The sequence below is a fragment of the Pseudaminobacter sp. Soil_N_29 genome, from assembly GCF_057656055.1.
Genome location: NZ_JBDGLC010000001.1, coordinates 97,422 through 116,987, shown reverse-complemented (window position 1 = coordinate 116,987; position 19,566 = coordinate 97,422). Strand labels below are relative to the sequence as shown.

The 19,566-nt window shown below is 65.5% G+C and carries 19 protein-coding genes; 12 read left to right on the top strand and 7 right to left on the bottom strand.

The features are described from left to right. The first annotated feature begins 22 nt into the window (after positions 1–22). From AC3A4H_RS00525 to AC3A4H_RS00505, 5 genes are all read left to right on the top strand, one after another. Entirely contained in the window at positions 23–2,137 is a 2,115-nt protein-coding gene (locus AC3A4H_RS00525; RefSeq protein WP_487764951.1) for a pseudouridine synthase, read from the top strand. Continuing rightward, positions 2,118–2,672 (top strand): 16S rRNA (guanine(966)-N(2))-methyltransferase RsmD, encoded by a 555-nt coding sequence (gene rsmD, locus AC3A4H_RS00520; RefSeq protein WP_487764950.1) that lies wholly within the window; start codon positions 2,118–2,120, stop codon positions 2,670–2,672. The genes AC3A4H_RS00525 and rsmD overlap by 20 nt, the downstream gene beginning before the upstream one ends. Positions 2,673–2,891: 219 nt before the next feature. Then, entirely contained in the window at positions 2,892–4,400 is a 1,509-nt protein-coding gene (locus AC3A4H_RS00515) for a M16 family metallopeptidase (protein ID WP_487764949.1), read from the top strand. Between the two features lie 14 nt (positions 4,401–4,414). Beyond that, entirely contained in the window at positions 4,415–5,785 is a 1,371-nt protein-coding gene (locus AC3A4H_RS00510; protein WP_487764948.1) for a M16 family metallopeptidase, read from the top strand. After that, positions 5,782–6,627, top strand: a complete 846-nt coding sequence (locus AC3A4H_RS00505; RefSeq protein WP_487764947.1) for a patatin-like phospholipase family protein — start codon at positions 5,782–5,784, stop codon at positions 6,625–6,627. Before AC3A4H_RS00510 ends, AC3A4H_RS00505 begins: the two co-directional genes overlap by 4 nt. Positions 6,628–6,729: 102 nt before the next feature. Here the strand turns inward: AC3A4H_RS00505 and AC3A4H_RS00500 are convergent, their stop codons facing one another. Next, positions 6,730–7,146, bottom strand: coding sequence for a VOC family protein (locus AC3A4H_RS00500; protein WP_487764946.1), 417 nt, complete (start codon positions 7,144–7,146; stop codon positions 6,730–6,732). Between the two features lie 180 nt (positions 7,147–7,326). Between AC3A4H_RS00500 and AC3A4H_RS00495 the strand changes: the two genes are divergently transcribed. From AC3A4H_RS00495 to lpxK, 6 genes are all read left to right on the top strand, one after another. After that, positions 7,327–8,682, top strand: coding sequence for a TldD/PmbA family protein (locus tag AC3A4H_RS00495; RefSeq protein ID WP_487764945.1), 1,356 nt, complete (start codon positions 7,327–7,329; stop codon positions 8,680–8,682). Positions 8,683–8,692: 10 nt separating this feature from the next. Beyond that, complete coding sequence (locus tag AC3A4H_RS00490) at positions 8,693–9,469, top strand: 3'(2'),5'-bisphosphate nucleotidase CysQ (protein WP_487764944.1); 777 nt, start codon at positions 8,693–8,695, stop codon at positions 9,467–9,469. 75 nt (positions 9,470–9,544) lie between these two features. Next, positions 9,545–9,799, top strand: a complete 255-nt coding sequence (locus AC3A4H_RS00485) for a DUF4170 domain-containing protein (RefSeq protein ID WP_487764943.1) — start codon at positions 9,545–9,547, stop codon at positions 9,797–9,799. Further along, entirely contained in the window at positions 9,799–10,587 is a 789-nt protein-coding gene (locus tag AC3A4H_RS00480) for a lysophospholipid acyltransferase family protein (protein ID WP_487764942.1), read from the top strand. The genes AC3A4H_RS00485 and AC3A4H_RS00480 overlap by 1 nt, the downstream gene beginning before the upstream one ends. Continuing rightward, entirely contained in the window at positions 10,584–11,894 is a 1,311-nt protein-coding gene (gene waaA / locus AC3A4H_RS00475) for a lipid IV(A) 3-deoxy-D-manno-octulosonic acid transferase (RefSeq protein ID WP_487764941.1), read from the top strand. Before AC3A4H_RS00480 ends, waaA begins: the two co-directional genes overlap by 4 nt. Positions 11,895–11,896: 2 nt before the next feature. Then, positions 11,897–12,919 (top strand): tetraacyldisaccharide 4'-kinase, encoded by a 1,023-nt coding sequence (gene lpxK / locus AC3A4H_RS00470; RefSeq protein WP_487764940.1) that lies wholly within the window; start codon positions 11,897–11,899, stop codon positions 12,917–12,919. A 62-nt stretch (positions 12,920–12,981) separates the two neighbouring features. Here lpxK and AC3A4H_RS00465 read toward each other — a convergent pair whose 3' ends face one another. The 6 genes from AC3A4H_RS00465 to AC3A4H_RS00440 form a co-directional block, all read right to left on the bottom strand. Continuing rightward, positions 12,982–13,218 (bottom strand): DUF2093 domain-containing protein, encoded by a 237-nt coding sequence (locus AC3A4H_RS00465; protein WP_348791335.1) that lies wholly within the window; start codon positions 13,216–13,218, stop codon positions 12,982–12,984. 54 nt (positions 13,219–13,272) lie between these two features. Next, entirely contained in the window at positions 13,273–14,355 is a 1,083-nt protein-coding gene (locus tag AC3A4H_RS00460; protein ID WP_487764939.1) for a glycosyltransferase family 4 protein, read from the bottom strand. Between the two features lie 108 nt (positions 14,356–14,463). Then, on the bottom strand, positions 14,464–16,314 hold the full coding sequence (mutL, locus tag AC3A4H_RS00455) for a DNA mismatch repair endonuclease MutL (protein WP_487764938.1): 1,851 nt from the start codon (positions 16,312–16,314) through the stop codon (positions 14,464–14,466). A gap of 104 nt (positions 16,315–16,418) precedes the next feature. Next, entirely contained in the window at positions 16,419–16,727 is a 309-nt protein-coding gene (locus tag AC3A4H_RS00450) for a HigA family addiction module antitoxin (RefSeq protein WP_487764937.1), read from the bottom strand. Positions 16,728–16,778: 51 nt separating this feature from the next. Further along, positions 16,779–17,063, bottom strand: coding sequence for a type II toxin-antitoxin system RelE/ParE family toxin (locus AC3A4H_RS00445; protein WP_487764936.1), 285 nt, complete (start codon positions 17,061–17,063; stop codon positions 16,779–16,781). 48 nt (positions 17,064–17,111) lie between these two features. After that, complete coding sequence (locus AC3A4H_RS00440; RefSeq protein WP_487764935.1) at positions 17,112–18,524, bottom strand: aminotransferase-like domain-containing protein; 1,413 nt, start codon at positions 18,522–18,524, stop codon at positions 17,112–17,114. 104 nt (positions 18,525–18,628) lie between these two features. On the opposite strand from AC3A4H_RS00440, the gene AC3A4H_RS00435 reads away from it, so the two are divergent. Then, positions 18,629–19,492, top strand: coding sequence for a DMT family transporter (locus AC3A4H_RS00435; RefSeq protein WP_487764934.1), 864 nt, complete (start codon positions 18,629–18,631; stop codon positions 19,490–19,492). Positions 19,493–19,566 lie beyond the last annotated feature (74 nt).

The following is a 19,566-nucleotide window of genomic DNA, read 5'->3' as shown; positions in this document are numbered from 1 at the left end:
GCCCCTGAAAGGCATATTCCACATGGACGACGATCGAAAGAAATTCCCGCGCAAGGGCGGGCCCAAGCCGGGTGGTCCGCGAGGCCGCGATGGCGCGCCGCGCAAGGACGGAAAACCTGGATTCGCTGGCAAGCAAGGCTTTGGCGGCAAGCCGCGCGCTGAAGGTTCGAAGCCTTTCGTAAAGCGCGAGCGCGATGGCGCCGACCGTCCCTTCGCCAAGCGGCGTGACGACGCCTCGGCCGGTGGCGAGCGCCCCAAGCGCGATTTTCGCCGCGACGACAGGCCGCGCGAGGGCGATGCCGAGCGGCCGAGGCGCGAGTTCCGGCGCGACGACAGGCCGCGCGAGGAAGGGGCCAAGCCTTTCGTAAAGCGCGAGCGCGATGGCGCCGACCGTCCCTTTGCCAAGCGGCGTGACGATGCCTTTGCCGGTGGCGAGCGCCCCAAGCGCGATTTTCGCCGTGACGACCGGCCGCGCGAAGGCGATGCCGAGCGGCCGAGGCGTGAGTTTCGGCGTGACGACAGGCCGCGCGAGGAAGGTGGTTCCGGCTTTCAGAAACGGCCGCGTCCTGAAGGGCGGCCCTTCGAGAAGCGCGAGGGCCCACGGCCCGGTCGCTTTGAGCGCGCAGCTGAAAGGGGCGAGGGTTTTTCGCGTGAGAATCGCAACGAGGCTGAGAGTGGCGAACGGCCGGCGCGGCAGTTCGACCGTCCGCGCGCCCCGCGCGAAGGCGGCTTCGAGGGACGTCCGAGACCCGAAGGCGGAAAACCGAGGCCCAAGCCGGCAGGTGCCGGCCACAGGCCGTTCGATCGCGCCCGCGGCGCGGCGGAAGAAGCGCCGGGCGAGCGTATCGCCAAGCGGCTGGCGCGCGTGGGCATCGCCTCGCGCCGCGATGCCGAGGAACTGATCGCGGCAGGGCGCGTGCGGGTAAACGGCCAGGTGCTGACCTCGCCTGCCTTCAACGTCATGCCGCAGGACCGGATCGAGCTGGACGGTGAGGTCATCCCGCCGGCCGAGCGGACGCGGCTGTTCCTGTTTCACAAGCCCGCCGGGGTGGTGACCACCAACCGCGACCCTGAGGGCCGCAAGACGGTTTTCGACATTCTGCCCGCCGACCTGCCGCGCCTGATGACGGTCGGCCGCCTCGACATCAACACCGAGGGCCTGCTGCTGCTGACCAATGATGGCGGCCTCGCGCGCGTGCTGGAACTGCCGACCACAGGCTGGCTCCGGCGCTACCGCGTGCGCGTGCACGGCAAGGTTGACGAAAAGCAGCTTGAGGCGCTGAAGGAAGGCATTGCCGTGGACGGCGTCTTCTACGGCGCGGTGGAGGCTTCGCTCGAGCGCACGCAGGGCACCAATGCCTGGCTCACCGTCGGACTGCGCGAGGGCAAGAACCGCGAGGTCAAGAACATCCTCGGCGCGCTCGGCCTTGAGGTCGCGCGGCTGATCCGCATCTCCTTCGGGCCGTTCCAGCTCGGAGAGCTGCCGGAGGGCCATATCCAGGAGCTAAAGGGGCGCCTGCTGCGCGAGCAGCTCGGCGAAAGGCTGATCGAGGAAGCAGGCGCGAATTTCGACGCCGATATCCTCAAGCCCTTCTCCAACAAGCCTGTGAGCCGTGATTTCGGCAGGGATGCCGATGCAGGCGCGCCGGCACGGGCGCCGCGTGAGCCGCGGTCGCTTGAGGTGGGCGAAGGCGGCCTGATCAAGCGTAATCGCAGGCGCGACGAACTGCGCCACCGCGGGGACATGCGCGATCGGCTGCAAACGAAGCCGGAACGCGGCTTCAAGCCGGACCATGGCGACAAGCCGCGTTTCAAGTCCAAGCACGGCGAAAAGCCGGGTGGCGATCGTGCAAGCCGGCCGTTCGAGACGCCGGGCGTGCGGAAGGCCAATGTGTGGATGGCGCCGGGCGCTCGCCCCATCGGCAAGGGCAAGTCGAGCGCCGAAACGTCGGAAGGGCCGGCCCGCAAACCGGGCAAGCCGCACCACGGCAAGCCCTTCTTCGACAAGGCCGGCGGCGGCAAGTCGGGCTTCGGCAAGCCCCGCCGCGAAGGCGACGAGGGCCGGGGACCACGCGGCGGCGACGACCGTCCATCGGGGCCGCGCGGGGGCAAGGGCGATGCGGGTCGTCGGCGGTGAGTTTCGCGGCCGGCCTTTGGCCACGCCGCGAACCAACTCAATTCGGCCGACCACGGACCGCACCCGCGAGGCGCTGTTCAACGTGCTGGCGCATCGCTACGCCGACCGGCTGCAGGGCGCGCGGGTGCTCGACCTGTTCGCCGGCACCGGCGCGCTCGGGCTGGAGGCTTTGTCGCGCGGAGCCTCATTCTGCATGTTCGTGGAGGAGTCGGCGGAAGGGCGCGGGCTGATCCGCGCCAATGTGGAGGCGTTCGGCCTCACCGGCCGCACCAAGATCTTCCGTCGAGATGCTGCCAAGCTGGGAGCGGCTGGCACCGTCCAGCCCTTCGACCTGGTTTTTGCCGATCCGCCTTATGGCAAGGGCCTCGGCGAGGCTGCGCTGCACTCCGCCCTAGCGGGCGACTGGCTTGCGGCGGATGCGCTATGCGTCGTGGAGGAAAGCGCAGCGGCCGCCTTCGATCCCGGCCCCGGCTTCTCGATCGTCGACGAACGTAGCTACGGCGAAACGATCATTCGCCTGATCGAGCGGGCCTGAAACCTGTTCAGGGACAGAAATGTGAAATTTCTGGCTCAAAAAGCTCAACTTTTTTCACCAGCCTCTGTTTTTTCCGATTCTGGTCTAGAATCGGCCTCTTTCTCACGACAGATGACAATCTGTTAACTTTTCGGGATAGGGTGTTTGCACCTATATCTCGGCAAGCTCGTGAAAATAACGAGAAGCCGAAAATAACGAGAAGCCAAGGAGCCCCAGTTGATGTTTTTTGAAACCGGGCGGCTGATGCCGCGCAGCCGGGCATGGGCCGCGTCGCTTGCGCTGCTGGTCGCCACCGCAGTTGCACTTCCGGCCGTCGCCGAACCCTCCGCCGACGTCGCCAACTTTACGCTCGACAACGGCATGGAGGTCGTCGTCATTCCAGACCACCGCGCACCCGTGGTGACCCACATGGTCTGGTACAAGATAGGTAGCGCCGACGAACCGGCCGGCAAGTCCGGTATCGCACATTTCTTCGAACACCTGATGTTCAAGGGCACGACCAACCACAAGGCGGGCGAATTCGGGGCCAAGATCGCGGAGATCGGCGGCAGCGAGAACGCCTTCACCTCGTACGACTACACCGCCTACCACCAGACCGTGTCGCCGGATGCGCTCGAAACCATGATGAGTTTCGAGGCCGATCGCATGCGCAACCTGATCCTCACCGACGACGTGATCGGGCCGGAGCGCGACGTCATCCTCGAGGAGCGCCGCTCGCGCATCGAGGGCAGCCCCGAGGCTCTGCTCGGCGAGGAGGTCCAGGCTACGCTGTTCCAGAACCATCCCTACCGCATCCCGGTTATCGGCTGGATGCACGAGATGGAACAGCTGAACCGCCCCGAGGCGATCGAGTTCTACAACCGCTACTACGCGCCCAACAATGCGGTGCTGGTGGTAGCTGGCGACGTCGAGCCGCAGAAGGTGCGCGAGCTTGCCGAGAAGACCTACGGCAAGGTGGCGCGCGGGCCGGACCTGCCGCCGCGCATCCGCCCGACCGAGCCGACCCCGCACACCAAGCGCACCGTGACGCTGACCGACGCGCGTGTCGCCGTCCCGAGTTTTTCCAGGGCCTGGGTGGTTCCGTCCTATACCCGTGCCAAGCCCGGTGAAGCAGAAGCGCTCGACCTGCTGTCAGAGATCCTGGGCGGCGGCCAGCGCAGCCGTCTCTACCAGCAGCTGATCGTCAAGAGCGGCATCGCTTCTGACGCTGGCGCTTTCTACGACGGCTCTTCGCTCGACGACACGTCCTTCACGCTCTACGGCTCGCCGCGCGACGAGAGCGGCCTGCAAGCCGTGGAAGGCGCGGTCGACGCCGAACTCGCCCGCATCATCAAGGAAGGTGTGAGCGAGCAGGAGCTGCAGAAGGCCAAGGACCGGTATGTGCGTGGCATGATCTTTGCGCGCGACAAGCAGTCCAACATGGCCAATATCTACGGCGCAGCACTTGCAACGGGAAAGACGGTCAAGGACGTGCAGGAGTGGCCCGAGAGGGTCCGTGCAGTCACGGCTGAGCAGGTGCAGGCCGTCGCGGCCAGGTATCTGAGGCCCGAAATCGGGGTGACGAGCTATCTTCTGCCTTCCGGCGAAGAGGCCGAGCCCGCTACGGCGGATGCGCCTCCTGTCGGCGCGGATGCGCCTGCTGGCGGGCCTGAACCGGTCGGCGCACAGCCTGAAGGCAGAACTCCGGCCGTTGCTCCGACGGTAAACACCGCCGCCCCCGCAAATTGAACTGGAATAGTTGAATGACACTGAAGATGGACCTGCGTTCGCCGGCGGTTGGCTTCGTGGCCACCGTTGCGACCTCGCTGATGTTGCTGCTGCACGGCCTGGCGCCGGCACGCGCCGACATGAACATCCAGGAAGTGAAGTCCGATAGCGGCGTCAGCGCCTGGCTGGTCGAAGATTATTCGGTACCGATCGTCTCGATCCGTTTCGCTTTCGAGGGCGGCACCACCCAAGACCCCAAGGGCAAGGAAGGCCTGACCACTCTCATGACCGGGTTGTTCGACGAAGGTGCGGGCGATCTCGACAGAGAGGCCTTCCAGACGCGCCTCGATGATCTCGGTGCCGACATGGGCTTCAGCGCCAACAACGACGCGATCTATGGCTCCATGCGCATGCTGGCCGAGCAGAAGGACAGTGCGTTCGACCTGCTGCGCATGGCCATCAATGCACCGCGCTTCGACAAGGAACCGCTGGACCGCATTCGCGCGCAGATGGTTTCCGGCATCCTTGCCGGCGCTCGCGATCCCAGCACGGAGGCGCAGTTCAAGTGGGCGACGGCGCTCTATGGCGATCATCCGTATGCAAGGCGTGCGGAGGGCACCGAGAAGACCCTGACGACGATCACCCAGGACGACCTGCGCGCTCTGCATCAGGCCATCTTCGCCCGCCAGAAGCTGAAGGTCGCGGTCGTCGGCGCCATCAATGCGGATGCCCTGAAGGTCGAGCTGGACAAGCTGTTCGGCAGCCTGCCGGAGAAGCCCTCGCTCACCCCGGTGCCCGATATCGCGCCCAAGCTGGGGCAGCAGGTTCGCGTCGAATACCCATTGCCGCAGACCAGCATCCAGCTTACCTATCCCGGTGTGGAGCGAGACAAGCCCGAGTTCTTCGCGGCCGTTCTGATGAACCACATCCTGGGCGGCGGCACCTTTTCCTCGCGGCTCTTCGACGAGGTGCGGGAAAAGCGCGGGCTGACCTATGGCGTGAGTTCGTCGCTGGTGAACAGCGACCACTCTTCGGCGCTGATAATCGGCACCTCCACTCGCGCTGATAAGGCGAACGAGACGCTGAGCGTCATCCGCGACGTGGTGAGCAAGATGGCCAATGAAGGACCGACGGAGGCCGAGTTGACGGCGGCCAAGAAGTACCTGATCGGCGCCTATCCCATCAACAACCTCGACTCCTCGAGCGCTGTTGCAAGCACGCTGGTGGAGCTTCAGGTCGAGGGCCTCGGCATCGACTACATGCAGCGTCGCGCGGGCCTCATCAATGCGGTGACGCTTGAGGACACGAAGGCGGCGGCGCGCAAGCTTCTGGACGTTGCCCCGGCCGAGCTGATCGTCGGCCCCTCCGATGCTGCCACTGCCGCAGCCGCGGGAGGCAATGGATGAGCCCAACCTTCGCCGTCGCCTTCGGTGGCGGCGGAGCTCGCGGTCTTGCCCACATCCACGTCATCGAGGCGCTGGACGAACTGGGCATCCGCCCCGTTGCAATTGCCGGCTCCTCGATCGGCGCGATCATGGGAGCCGGCATGGCTGCCGGCATGACGGGCCGGCAAGTACACGATTACGCCCGGTCCATCCTCGGGCGCCGGGCGGAAGTGGCAACCCGCATGTGGCGGGCCCGGCCCATGACGTTTGCGGAAATGATGGAAGGCGGCCTGCGCGTCAGCCAGTTCAACATAGAACGCATCCTCAGATCGTTCCTGCCGCCGGAAATCCCAGGCACCTTCGAGGAGCTGAAAATCCCCCTGAGAGTCACGGCAACCGACTACTTCGGACACCAGCTCAGGGTTTTCAGTTCGGGCGATCTCAATTCCGCGCTGGCGGCCTCCGCCGCCATCCCCGCGGTGTTCAGCCCGGTCAAGCGCGGCGGCCGCCTGCTGATCGATGGCGGTATCTACAACCCGGTGCCGTTCGACTTGGTGGAGAAGGACGCTGACATCGTGATTGCCATCGACGTCATCGGCGCGCCCACCGACAACGGATACCGGAAGCCGAACTCCATCGACCTTATGTTCGGCGCCTCGCAACTGATGATGCAGTCGATCATCGCCGGCAAGCTCGAGCATACTCAGCCCGACATTCTTATGCGTCCGCCGGTGTCGCGCTTCCGCGTGCTGGACTTCCTCAAGATCGACGCGGTGATGGGCGAGACAGTCGCCATCAAGGACGAACTCAAGCGCGCGGTCGAGGTCGTTCTGGACAAACGCGAAAACCGCCGGCGCGCCTAGCCCCTCATTTTCATTTCCAGAGTGGTTCGGCTGCTGCAGCCGGCCGCGAACTGCGCCACCCGTGTTCGCGGCAGATGGTCTGTGTTCACGCTGCTCGGGGTCTTAACCCGCAAAAACCTGTTCGAGGGATCGAAAACCCTTGAACTCGAGCGCATTTCCCGACGGGTCGCGAATAAACAGCGTTGCCTGTTCGCCCGGCTCACCGGCAAAGCGCAGCATCGGCTTTTCCAGCCAGTCGATATCGTCGCGCGCCAGCAGCCGGTCGGCCAAGGCCTGCCAGTCGTCCATAAGCAGGACGACGCCGAAATGCGGAATTGGCACCAGCTTGCCGTCGACCTGCCCGTCACTGGCCGCGGCCGCCGTTGCGGGGCGCAGATGCGCCGACATCTGATGGCCGTATAGGTCGAAATCCACCCAGGTCTCTGACGAGCGCCCGATCGCGCAGCCGAGAACGTCGCGATAGAACGCGCGGGTTTCAGCCAGGTCGCGGACGGGGAAGGCGAGGTGAAACGGCGTCATGCTTTCGGCTTTCCTTGTTGGCTTCGCGCGTTGTGACCGGCGAAGGGGCTAAGTCATCGGGCGATTGCGCCTAGAGTCTTCAGCTAACCCATTGCACAACAGGGTGCGGAACAATAGATGGTGCAGCAGGCGGCCGCGCTTGGCGCACGAACCCAAGAACGCAAGTTTGGGAAGATTCGCATGAACGACATTTCCGACACTGCACAGGATGCCGCACGGCTGACCGATCGGGTCGCCGCGCTTGTGGAGGCGGCCAAGAAGGCCGGCGCCGACGCAGCCGACGCTGTCGCTGTTCGCGGCCGCTCGACCAGTGTTTCCGTGCGCCTGGGCAAGGTCGAGGGCACCGAAGCCTCCGAGAGCGAGGACGTATCCCTGCGTGTATTCGTTGGCCAGCGTGTCGCCAGCGTATCGGCGACGGCCGCTTCCGATCCCGCAGCCCTCGCGGAGCGGGCGGTCGCCATGGCGAGGGTGTCACCTGAAGACCCGTTCCAGGGGCTGGCCGATGTCGAGCTGCTGGCAAAGACCATTCGCGACCTTGACCTCATCGACGGCACCGTCGTTTCCGCCGAGCAGCTCAAGGCCGATGCGCTGGCAGCCGAGGAAGCGGCACTTGCCATCCCAGGCGTCACCAATTCCGGCGGCAGCGGCGCCAGTGCCGGCATGGGCGGGCTGGTGCTTGCAACGTCGCACGGCTTCCTCGGCCAGTATGCCGCCACCCGTTTCTCGCGCTCCACCAGCGTGATCGCGGGCGAGGGCACCGGCATGGAGCGTGACTACGACTTCTCCTCGCGCCTTCACTTCGCCGACCTGGAAACGCCCGAGAAGATCGGCCGCACGGCCGGCGAGCGGGCGGTGCGGCGGCTCAACCCGCGCAAGGCCAAGACCGGCCCGGTCGACGTGGTGTTCGATCCGCGCGTGGCGCGCGGAATTGCCGGCCATCTTGGGGGAGCCATCAACGGCGCCTCGGTCGCGCGCAAGACCAGCTTTCTGCGCGACATGATGGGCAAGCAGGTGGCGTCGGCCTCCATCACCGTCATCGATGAGCCGCTGCGCATGCGCGGTCCATCCTCCCGCCCGTTCGACGGCGAGGGCGTGGAAGGCGAGAAGCTGGTGATGGTCGACAAGGGCGTGCTGAACCACTGGTTCCTGTCGGTTTCGGCGGCGAAGGAACTGGGGCTGAAGACCAATGGTCGCGGCGTGCGCGGTGGCTCCTCCGTGTCGCCGGGTTCGACCAACTTTTCCATCGAGCCGGGCGAGCGCTCGCCCGAGGACCTGATCCGCTCGCTCAAGAGCGGCTTCTATGTCACGGAGGTCTTTGGCCAGGGCGTCAACATGGTCACCGGCGAGTACAGTCGCGGCGCTTCCGGCTTCTGGATCGAGAATGGCGAGCTTGCCTATCCGGTGGCGGAAGTTACTATCGCCTCCAACCTCAAGGACATGTTCCTCAACATGATCCCCGCTGACGATCTTGACCGCAATTTCGGGACCGCCGCGCCGACATTGCTCATTGAAGGGATGACGCTTGCGGGCAACTGAAGCCATCGCAATGACGAGTCGCAAGGACGACCTCTCGCTGCTGATCGATGCGGCACGCGAGGCCGGCGGTATCGCGATGCGATATTTCAAGCGCAATCCCGAAGTGTGGATGAAGACGGGCCAGTCGCCCGTCACCGAGGCCGATTTCGCGGTCGACACCTTCCTGCGCGAGACACTGACTGCGGCACGCCCCGGCTACGGCTGGCTGTCGGAAGAAACCGCCGACACCGGCGAGCGGCTGTCGATGCGCCGCACCTTCGTCGTCGATCCGATCGACGGCACGCGCGGCTTCATCGAGGGGGCAAGCACCTGGTGCATCAGCGTCGCAGTCGTGGAGGCGGGCCAGCCGGTCGTCGGCGTGCTCGATTGCCCGGCGCGTGAAGAGGTCTATTTTGCAACGCCGGGCGCGGGCGCCTGGAAGAACGGCGCGCCCATTCGGGTGCGTGATCCAGGGCCGGAAGCCGTAATCGGCGGGCCGAAGCCATTCTTCGAGGCCTTGCCCGAGACGTGGCGCGAGCGGGTGCGCCGTATGTCCCACGTCCCCTCGCTGGCCTACCGGCTGGCGATGATCGCGGAAGGCGCTCTTGATGCCACCTTCGTCAAGCCAAACGCCCACGACTGGGACATCGCCGCAGCCGATCTGATCCTGCGCGAGGCGGGTGGTTGCCTTCTGAATACGTTGGGGAACGCGCCCTCCTATGGCGGTTCAATTACGTCGCATGACGCGCTCGTTGCCGGCAGCGGCGACCTGCTTGCCGTCATTGCGGAGGTGATCGCCCAACGCTGACGGGCGAGGCGGTTTCAAAATGCGCGGATTTGCTTTAGGTAGTGGCAAATTTGCATTCACGATTCAGGAATAGCCATGGCCGATGCAGACGGAAAAAAGCAGCTTTTGCACCTGGTTTTCGGTGGCGAGCTGAAGACGCTCGACTCCACCGAGTTCCGCGATTTGGACAAGCTGGACATCGTCGGCATTTTCCCCGACTACAAGTCGGCTGAAACCGCCTGGAAGTCGAAGGCGCAGGCCAGCGTCGACAATGCGCATATGCGTTATTTCGTGGTCCATCTGCATCGCCTGTTGAATCCGGACGAAAATGGGGCCTCCGGTCAGCGCTGATGGAGGACCAAGCAGTGGCGCCGGTGGCCAGGGTGGCGGCCGGCAAGAAACGCAAGGCGGGCGTTGTGCAGAGCTTTTGGCGTAAGGTCCGCAAGCCGCTTGCGCAGTCGCGCTTCGTCAAGGGCGCGATCGGGAGCTTCCTTGCCTATGCATTGCGCTTTGTGCGCCTGACCAATCCGCTCGCGAAGGGGTCGTCCAACCTCAGGGAGGCGCAGGCCGAGCTCAGCCCGGCAATCATCGCGCTGTGGCACGGCCAGCACCTGCTGGCACCTTGCCTGCTGCCGCGAGGGCAAAAGATGCTGGCCATGGTTTCTCGCAGCGCCGACGCGGAACTTAATGCGCTGGCGCTGGAAAAGCTGGGCTTCGAGGCAGTGCGCGGTTCCGGCGGCCGTGAGGATGTCCGTCACCTCGACAAAGGTGGCGCCAGGGCGCTGATTGCCCTGAAAAAGGCGCTTGATGCCGGCACCAACGTGGCCATGATTGCAGACATTCCACATGGCACCCCGCGCGAGGCGGGACTGGGCATCGTTACGCTTGCCCGCCTGTCCGGCAGGCCCGTCGTTCCGCTGGCGGTCGCCACCAGCCGGCGCAAGGTTCTGGAAAAGACGTGGGACAAGACCACGATCAACCTGCCGTTCGGTCGTTCGGCGGCGATCGTGGGCGAGCCGCTACATGTGCCGGCCGATGCCGACGCGGCCGAGATGGAGCGCAAGCGCCAGGAACTGACCGCCTCGCTGACCCGGGCCACGGAAGAGGCCTACAGCATCGTCGACGGTGGCCGGACATGAGCGAGCGCTGGGCCCGCGCCCTTTTGTCGACCTATCGGCTGGCCGGATCGCTCGCCTATCCGGTGATCGGCACCTATGTCACCTGGCGTTCCACCAAGGGCAAGGAAGATCATGCACGGCGGCGCGAACGCTACGGCCGCCCTGGAAGGCCAAGGCCGGAAGGCCCGCTGATCTGGATGCATGCCGCCAGCGTAGGCGAGACGCTTGCCGTCGTGCCGCTGATCGAAACCATCCTCAGCTACGGCATCAACGTGGTGCTGACCACCGGCACCGTCACTTCGGCGCGGGTGGCCGAGGAACGGCTCGGCGATCGCATCATCCATCAATATGTGCCGCTAGACCTGAAGCCGGCGGTCAGCCGCTTCCTCGACCACTGGCAGCCTGATCTGGCGATCATCGCCGAATCCGAGATCTGGCCCATGACCATCCTGGAGCTTGGCAAGCGTCGCGTGCCGCAGGTGCTCGTCAACGGCCGCCTGTCGGACCGGTCCTTCGCGTCCTGGCACAAGCGGGCCTATCTGGCCGAGGCGCTGTTCGAAAACCTTGCCCATGTCGTGGCGCAGTCCGATCTCGACGGCCAGCGCTTCGCCGCACTTGGCGCGCGGCCCGTCACCGTTTCGGGAAACCTGAAGGTGGACACCGCGCCGCCGCCTGCCGACGAGCGGGAACTTTTTCTACTCCAGCGGCAGATCGGACGGCGGCCGACCTGGGCCGCGGTCTCCACACATGACGGCGAGGAGATGGTGGCGGCGGATGTGCACATGCGGCTGCGCTCGCGCCATCCGGGCCTGCTCACCATCATCGTGCCACGGCATCCGGATCGCGCTGCCTCGCTCGTGGAAGAGTTCGCCGCCATGGGCCTGAAAGTGGCTCGGCGCAGCACGGGCGACAGTATCGACTCAGACACCGATATCCTGTTTGGCGACACGATCGGCGAGATGGGGCTTTTCCTGCGCCTGACCGAGATCGCCTTCGTCGGCCGCTCGCTCACCTCGGAAGGCGGGCAGAATCCGCTCGAGCCGGCCATGCTCAGAACCGCGGTTCTGGCTGGACGCAATGTCCAGAATTTTCGCGAGAGCTATCAACGCCTCATCGAGCGCGGCGGCGCCAAGCTGGTGCGCGACCCGGACATGCTTGCCGGCGCGGTGAATTTCCTCCTGCTCAATGAAAAGGTGCGCCGCAACATGATTGCCGCCGGCATGACCGCCGTCGACGAAATGCGCGGCGCGCTGGCAAAGACGCTTAAGGCGCTCGATCCGTTCATCCAGCCGCTGATCGTGAAGTCGCGGCTGAAAGGGACGCAATAGAGGTGGCGAGCGAGGCGCCTCCGTTCTGGTGGGAGCGGCCAGACTGGCGCGTCTATGCGCTGTGGCCAGCTTCGATGCTCTACGGATTGGTGGCGAGCCGGCGCATGCTGACCGCCAAGCGCGAGCGGTTCGACCTGCCGGTGCTTTGCGTCGGCAATTTCACAGTCGGCGGTTCAGGCAAGACGCCGGTGGCGATCACGCTCGCCGGCGAAGCGCGGCGCATGGGTCTCCGGCCCGGCTTCCTTTCGCGTGGCCATGGCGGCAATTTCAGCCAGCCCCATATCGTCAACGCCGCCCACGACAGCGCCAAGCATGTGGGCGACGAGCCGCTGCTGCTGGCCGAGCATGCGCCCGTGGCGGTAACGGCCAGCCGCGCAGCCGGCGCCAAGCTGCTGCTGGAACAGGGCTGCGACTTCCTGATCATGGACGACGGCTTCCAGAGCGCGCACATCCACATCGACTATGCGCTGCTGGTGGTCGATGCCCGCTATGGCATCGGCAACGGCCACGTCATTCCCGGCGGGCCGTTGCGTGCTCCGCTGGTGCATCAGTTGCGCTTTGCCGACGCGGTGCTGAAGATGGGCGAGGGTACTGCCGCCGATCACATCGTGCGCAAGGCCTCGCGCGCCGGTGTGGCTGTATTCGAGGCCGTGGCGCGCCCGCGCGACGCGCAGAGTTTTGCAGGGCGGCGTTTCCTCGCCTTTGCCGGTATCGGGCACCCCGAGAAGTTTTACGACACCGTGGCCCGCGCCGGCGGCACGGTCGCACTCAAGCGCTCCTTCGGCGACCATCACGTCTATGGCAAGGACGAACTCGACGACCTGATGGCCGTGGCCGACGCGCAAGGGCTGGAACTTGTGACGACGGCGAAGGACGCGGCGCGCCTGCGCCACAACGCGCCGAAAGACCTCGTGGATTGCCTAAACGTGCTGGAAATCGACGCTGCCTTCGATCTGAAGCACGCTCCTGCGCGCATCATCGGCGACACGCTGGAAGCCTGGCGGCAGCGGCGGGGTAGAGCCTAGATCCGGTTGGTCGGGTGGCTGCTATCGTTGCAGGCCTACCCTTGCGCCTTCTGGGAAACGCGTCAGCCGCGCCGGACCCGCAGTTCCGGATGCGCCTCGAGCTCCCGCTGCAGCGAGACGCTGGCGTTGAGGTAAGGCTCCTGGCGCTCCACGCTCCAGTATTTGAGTTCGTCGAGCGGAATCGATTCGCCGGTCACGACGCAGCGCACGAAGGAGCCGGGGCTGGTTACCTGGAAATCTCCGTCGAGATAGCGAATGCGGGCTTCCCGGGCGCCGGGACCCTCGAAACGGTTCATCATGTTCGTGCTCAAGCCTGTGTTACCGGAATGTTCCGCCACAAATCGGCCGCGAGGTCAAGCGGAAGGCTTCCGGGCCGTATCCGGCGCGTCAATGTGCGCGGCGCCAGTATGTTCCAGGAAAATGTCTGCGCAGGTCGCCCAGCTATAGGTTAGTGCCTTTGCGCGCGCCTCGTTGCGGGGGATGGCCAGAGCCTCCAGTGCCGCCTGCCGCAAGTCTTGCGACAGTGCGCCGCCGAGCCCGTCGCCAAGCACGTCGATCGGGCCGGTCACGGGAAAGGCGGCAATGGGCAACCCGCTCGCCAGCGCTTCCAGCAGCACGATGCCGAATGTATCGGTGCGGCTGGGAAAGACGAACACGTCGGCGCTGGCATAGATGTCGGCCAGCTCTTCGCCTGTTTTCGCGCCGAGGAAGATGGCGTCGGGATAGGCCGTGCGCAGGCGTTTCAGGTCGGGACCATCACCGACGATGACCTTGCTGCCAGGCAGGTCGAGATCCAGAAACGCAGGGAGGTTCTTTTCCACGGCGACGCGGCCGACCGAGAGGAAAATCGGCCGCGGCAGCTCCAGCACCTGCGGCCGGTCGGGGCGATAGAGGCCGGTATCGACGCCGCGCGTCCATGGCCTGACATTGCGGAATCCGCGCGCCGTTAGCTCGGCCGCAAGCGAGGGCGTGGCCACCAGCGTGCCGTTGCCGGCATTGTGGAAGCGACTCAGCCAGGCATAGCTCCAGCGTTCGGGGACCGGTGCACGCGCGCTGAGATATTCCGGGAACCGCGTGTGATAGCTGGTGGTGAAGGCGAGGCCGTGCCGAAGGCAGAAGCGGCGAGCCAGCATGCCGAGCGGGCCTTCGGTGGCGATGTGCACATGATCGGGGCGTGCCCGGCGAATATGCTTCGCGACGCGTCCTGGCGTTGCCAGCGCCAGCTGGATCTCGGCGTAGAAGGGCAGGGGAAGGTTCCGGAAGTCCTGCGGCGTCAGAAACTCGAGGACGCAGCCTTTCGCCTCCAGCTCTTCGGCCAGCCGCTCCAGCGTGCGCACCACGCCGTTGATTTGCGGGTGCCACGCGTCGGTCACGATCAGAAAGCGCTCTCCGCGCGCCTCGGAAGGCGAAGCGCAATGTTGGGAAAGACTGGCCATTTGACCGACCGTGCCGCTCTGCATGAAACGGCTTTCATCACGCGCCGATGACAGCTGCATGACAGCCCGGACGCGGTACGGGCGAAGTTGTTTCCTCCGCTTCGGAGGTCAGCGGCGGCCGAACAATCTCTCGATGTCGGCGAGCTTCAGCTCGATATAGGTCGGGCGGCCGTGGTTGCAGGTGCCGGAACCGGGCGTGGCTTCCATCTGCCGCAGCAGGGCGTTCATCTCTTCCGGCAGCAGCCGCCGCCCTGATCGAACCGAGCCGTGGCAGGCCATGGTGGCGGCGATAGCGTCGAGCCGGGCCTTCAGCGTCTCGGTGGTGTCGTTGTCGGCGATCTCGTCGGCAAGGTCCCGCACCAGTTGCGCCACCTCCGTCTCGCCGAGCATGGCCGGGGTCTCGCGCACCGCTATCGCGCCGGGGCCGAAGCGCTCGATGCCGAGCCCGAACTGGCGCAACGTCTCGGCGTGCGCCGCAAGCCGCGTTGCATCGTCTTCCGGCAAGTCGACGATCTCGGGCAGGAGCAGCATTTGCGAGGGCAGGGGGCGCGAATGGATCGCGTTCTTCAGCGCCTCGTAGACCAGCCGCTCATGCGCCGCGTGCTGGTCGACAATGATGAGCGAATCTTCCGTCTGGGCGACGATATAGTTCTCGTGCACCTGCGCGCGCGCCGCGCCAAGCTGCTTTTGCAGCAGGGCCTTGGGGATTTCCGTCTGGCCGGCGCGGGCGTCCACGCTTGGCCCGGACGGACCCGCATCAAAGCTTGCCTGCGCGGCCTCGGCGAAGCCGCCCGTTTCCAGCGGGCGATATGGTGAGCGGGCGGCATCGAAGCCCGCCGTTGCGGCAGCCCGGAAGCCGGGGTTGAAGCTGCGATGCCCGTTGGCGGGACCCGGGTGGCCGTAGGTGGCAGCGCCGGGCCGGAAGGCGCTCATCATCGCCGATGCGCCGGAGGTCGCCGAGCGCAGGCCGGCATTGGCGAGCGCCTCGCGGATGGCGCCGACGATCAGGCCGCGCACCAGCCCGGGGTCGCGGAAGCGCACATCGGCCTTGGCCGGATGCACGTTCACGTCCACCGTGGCGGGATCCAGCGCCAGGAACAGCACGGTCACAGCGTGGCGGTCACGCGGCAGCACGTCGGCATAGGCGCCGCGAATGGCCGAGGCGATCAGCTTGTCGCGCACCGGCCGGCCGTTGACATATGCATATTGCTGCAGCGCGTTGGCCCGCGAATAGGACGGGATCGAAACATGGCCGGTGAGCTGTACGCCTTCGCGCATGGCGTCGATGGCGATGGAGTTCTGCGGAAACTCCTTGCCCATCACCTGCGCGATGCGGGCAAGGCGGCCATCCGGAGTCTCGTTGCTTGCCGGCAGTTCGAGCGTGGTGCGGTCGGACCCGGAGAGCGTGAATCGCACAGCGGGGAAGGCGATGGCGATGCGCTTGACGACGTCGCCGATGGCGGTTGCCTCGGCGCGCTCGCCCTTCATGAACTTCAGGCGCGCGGGCGTGGCGAAGAACAGGTCGCGCACCTCCACCGAGGTGCCGCGATTGGCCGCCGCCGGTCGCACGGAAGAGACATTGCCGCCTTCGATGGAAATTTCCGCCGCCGCATCGGCCTTTTCGGTGCGCGAGCGGATGGTGAGCCGCGAGACCGAGCCGATCGACGGCAGCGCCTCGCCGCGGAAGCCCAGCGAGCGGATGTCGTGGATGTCGTTCGCCAGCTTGGAAGTGCAGTGGCGCGAGACGGCCATTTCCAGTTCGTCCGGCGGGATGCCGGAGCCGTCGTCGCCAACGCGGATCAGGTTGAGCCCGCCGCCGGCTGTCGCCACCTCGATGCGCGACGCGCCTGCGTCGAGCGCATTCTCGACCAGTTCCTTGACCACGCTCGCCGGGCGCTCGATGACCTCGCCGGCCGCGATCTGGTTGATCATCGTTTCAGGGAGGTGTCGGATCTGCATGGCGCGCATAATACTCGGATTCGAGGGCTGCGGAAAAGCTATTCAGTTAGGATCAAGTCAGAAGATTGGGTCTCACGGCAGAGATGCCTCTGATGGTGTCGACATCAGGCTGCGTGTTCGAAATCGGCGAGCGGTTCGATCTTCTCCAGTTCCTTTTCCAAGGATCTGGCTTCGGTTTTGATGTCGTAGGAGGTCTGGAGATTGATCCAGAACTGTGGCGTGGTGTGGAAGAATTTTGCAAGGCGCAAGGCCGTGTCGACGGTAACGGGCGTCGTCTCCTTGACCAGCCTTTCAATGCGAGTGCGCGGGACGCCGAGCTTCTTGGCGAGTGCACCCGCGCTCATGTGCAGTTCACGCAAATATTCTTCCCTCAGGATTTCACCGGGGTGTACCGGCTGTAGCTCCGTCGTCATTTGAATGGTTCCTTATCCATCAGGCTTGGCGTCATCGTGCAAAGCCGCGCTTCAATGGTAATCGGTGATCTCCACCCGGTCCGGCCCGGCGTCGGTCCAAATGAAGCATATGCGCCACTGATCATTGATGCGGATCGAATGCTGTCCAGCGCGGTCATTCTTCAGGGCCTCAAGCCGGTTGCCAGGCAGCGAGCGCAAATCGTTGAGTTTGTGGGCGGCATCCAGCATGGCGAGCTTTCGCTGCGCGGAACGAACCAGGTCGGCCGGAAATCCCTTTGGCGGCTTGCCGCCGGTGGCGATCCCTTCGGTCATCTTGTCGTAGAACGAAACGATCATGTGGTTTCCGCATTGTGTATCACACCATGATACGGATCATGCGCGGTGTCAAATGGGCTGAGCCCCCATCGCCCGTTCCAGCACCGCAAAGACGCGCGGATCGAGCGACTGCGCCACGTTGAAGCGCAGGAAGCCGCTGGCCGATTGCGACAGGCTGAAGGCATTGCCGGGCGCCAGCACGAGGTTCTCGGCCAGCGCGCGGCGCGCGATGTCTGCCGCGTCCAGCCCCTCCGGCAAGCGGCACCACAGGAACATGCCGGCGCGCGGCTCGATCCAGGGCTTCAGCCCCAGCTTCTTCAGTCGGGGGCCGGTCTCGCCCATGGCGCGGGCCAGCCGCTCGCGCAAACCCTCCACATGCTTGCGGTAGCTGCCGTCCTTCAGCAGGGCATGCACAAGCTCGGCCGAAAAAGCTCCGCCACCGAAGGAGGTCGCAAGCTTCAGGTCGATCAGCCCCTCGATCCAGTCCGGGCGAGCGGCAATGAAGCCGCAGCGCACCGCCGCCGACAGCGTCTTGGAGAAGCTGCCGATGTGGATGACGCGGTCGAGTCCGTCGAAGGCGGCGAGGCGCGGCGCCGGCTCCGGCTCGAAATCGGCGAAGATGTCGTCCTCGATGATGGTGAGGTTGTGCTGCTCGGCCAGCTTCAACAGGCGGTGGGCAGTGACCGGCGACAGCGTCGCGCCGGTCGGGTTGTGGAGCCCGGAGTTGGTGATGTAGAGCCGCGGCCGATGCTCGGTCAGCGTCTGCGCAAAGACATCGAGATCCGGGCCCGTCGAGGTATAGGGCACGCCGACAACCTTGGCGCGATGCGCCCGCAGCATGGCGTGAAAGTTGAAATAGCAGGGGTCGTCGACCAGCACCGTGTCGCCAGGCTCAAGCAGAAAGCGGCAGAGCAGGTCGATGGCCTGCGTGCCGGAGTCCGTCAGCATGATCTGGCGGGGCTCGGCTTCGATGCCGCGGTCGGCCAAGCGGCGTGACAGAAGCTGGCGCAGTGGCCCCAGTCCCAGTGGCGGGCCGTAGTCGCTGAGGTTGATCTGCTCCGTCCGCGCCAGGTTTCGCAGCGCCCGCCGGATGGCTTCCTCCGGCATCCATTCCCTTGGCAGCCAGCCGCAACCGGGCTTGAGCATGGTGTCGCCCGCCTCCAGCGATTGCCGCGAGACCCAGAGCGGATCGACTTCGCGGTCGAGTCGCGGCCCGATCTCGGCAAGCGAAAGCGGCACCAAATGGCCGGCGACATAGAAGCCGGCGCCACGTCGAGAGCGGATAACCCCCTCGGCCGCAAGGCGGTCATAGGCTTCCACCACGGTCGATTTGGAAACCTGCATCGCCTCGGCTAAGCCGCGGATGGAAGGCAGCCTTGCTCCCGGCGCCAGCGTGCGGGCGGCGATGCGCTTGCGGATCGCCTGCATCACCTGCTCCACCAGCGTGCCGGATTCATCGCCGAAGCGTTGCTGCAACGTCATCTGTGCTGCTCCCGTAAGCAATACAGTTCGGCAAAACTGTACCGTACTGTCTCTGGCTGCGCCAGCCGCGAAGATCGATACCGCCTCTCAAATGGGAGCGGGCCATGGACAAATCGGCGAGCGGCTGGATCAACGGGTTTCTTGGGGTGCTGATCTTCAGCGGATCACTGCCGGCGACGCGCGTGGCGGTGGCAGATTTCGATCCGGTTTTCCTCACCGTCGCCCGCGCCAGCATTGCCGCCGTCGCGGCCTCGGTATTGCTGCTGGCGTTCCGTGAGAAGCTGCCGGCGCGCAGCGATCTCTTTTCCCTTGCCGTGGTGGCCTTGGGCGTCGTCGTCGGCTTCCCGCTGCTGACGGCGCTGGCACTGCAGCAGGTGACTTCCGCCCACTCGATCGTCTTCATCGGGCTGTTGCCGCTGGCGACCGCCATCTTCGGCGTATTGCGCGGCGGCGAGCGACCGCGCCCGGCCTTCTGGTTGTTTTCATGTGTCGGCAGCGTGCTGGTGGCCGGCTTTGCTCTGACGCAAGGCTTTTCGGCGTCGCCGAAAGGCGACCTGCTGATGCTCGCGGCAATCGTCGTCTGCGGCCTCGGTTATGCGGAAGGCGCAAGATTGTCGCGCAGGCTTGGCGGTTGGCAGGTCATCTCCTGGGCCTTGGTGATGTCGCTGCCTGTGATGGGCGCTCTGATGCTCTACACCATGCCGGTGTCGTGGGCGGGCATCGGCAGCCCGGCCTGGATCGGTCTTGCCTATGTCTCGCTGTTCAGCATGCTGATCGGCTTCGTCTTCTGGTATCGGGGCTTGGCGCAGGGCGGCATCGCTGCGGTCGGGCAGTTGCAGCTGCTGCAGCCCTTCTTCGGTCTCTTGCTAGCGGCCACGCTGCTGCATGAAGCGGTGGGATGGTCGATGGTCGCGGTCACAGCAGCTGTGGTGATGTGCGTCGCGGGCGCCAAGCGTTTCGCCGCCTGAGCGCCGCCGCCATGGGCTGCGCTCGGGATGGCGCCACGCGTGCCAGAACGTCGATGGCCGCGACATGCTGTGGG

Excerpts from the sequence above, each read along its gene's own strand:
- AC3A4H_RS00500 (WP_487764946.1), bottom strand. The coding sequence starts at position 7,146 with ATGACGCCGTTTCACCTCGCCTTCCCCGTCCGCGACCTGGCTGAAACC.
- AC3A4H_RS00505 (WP_487764947.1), top strand. The coding sequence starts at position 5,782 with ATGAGCCCAACCTTCGCCGTCGCCTTCGGTGGCGGCGGAGCTCGCGGT.
- mutL (WP_487764938.1), bottom strand. The coding sequence starts at position 16,314 with ATGCAGATCCGACACCTCCCTGAAACGATGATCAACCAGATCGCGGCC.
- AC3A4H_RS00445 (WP_487764936.1), bottom strand. The coding sequence starts at position 17,063 with ATGATCGTTTCGTTCTACGACAAGATGACCGAAGGGATCGCCACCGGC.
- AC3A4H_RS00465 (WP_348791335.1), bottom strand. The coding sequence starts at position 13,218 with ATGATGAACCGTTTCGAGGGTCCCGGCGCCCGGGAAGCCCGCATTCGC.
- AC3A4H_RS00460 (WP_487764939.1), bottom strand. The coding sequence starts at position 14,355 with ATGGCCAGTCTTTCCCAACATTGCGCTTCGCCTTCCGAGGCGCGCGGA.
- AC3A4H_RS00480 (WP_487764942.1), top strand. The coding sequence starts at position 9,799 with ATGGAGGACCAAGCAGTGGCGCCGGTGGCCAGGGTGGCGGCCGGCAAG.
- AC3A4H_RS00485 (WP_487764943.1), top strand. The coding sequence starts at position 9,545 with ATGGCCGATGCAGACGGAAAAAAGCAGCTTTTGCACCTGGTTTTCGGT.
- rsmD (WP_487764950.1), top strand. The coding sequence starts at position 2,118 with ATGCGGGTCGTCGGCGGTGAGTTTCGCGGCCGGCCTTTGGCCACGCCG.
- AC3A4H_RS00435 (WP_487764934.1), top strand. The coding sequence starts at position 18,629 with ATGGACAAATCGGCGAGCGGCTGGATCAACGGGTTTCTTGGGGTGCTG.
- AC3A4H_RS00440 (WP_487764935.1), bottom strand. The coding sequence starts at position 18,524 with ATGACGTTGCAGCAACGCTTCGGCGATGAATCCGGCACGCTGGTGGAG.
- AC3A4H_RS00510 (WP_487764948.1), top strand. The coding sequence starts at position 4,415 with ATGACACTGAAGATGGACCTGCGTTCGCCGGCGGTTGGCTTCGTGGCC.
- waaA (WP_487764941.1), top strand. The coding sequence starts at position 10,584 with ATGAGCGAGCGCTGGGCCCGCGCCCTTTTGTCGACCTATCGGCTGGCC.
- AC3A4H_RS00450 (WP_487764937.1), bottom strand. The coding sequence starts at position 16,727 with ATGACGACGGAGCTACAGCCGGTACACCCCGGTGAAATCCTGAGGGAA.
- AC3A4H_RS00525 (WP_487764951.1), top strand. The coding sequence starts at position 23 with ATGGACGACGATCGAAAGAAATTCCCGCGCAAGGGCGGGCCCAAGCCG.
- AC3A4H_RS00515 (WP_487764949.1), top strand. The coding sequence starts at position 2,892 with ATGTTTTTTGAAACCGGGCGGCTGATGCCGCGCAGCCGGGCATGGGCC.
- AC3A4H_RS00490 (WP_487764944.1), top strand. The coding sequence starts at position 8,693 with ATGACGAGTCGCAAGGACGACCTCTCGCTGCTGATCGATGCGGCACGC.
- AC3A4H_RS00495 (WP_487764945.1), top strand. The coding sequence starts at position 7,327 with ATGAACGACATTTCCGACACTGCACAGGATGCCGCACGGCTGACCGAT.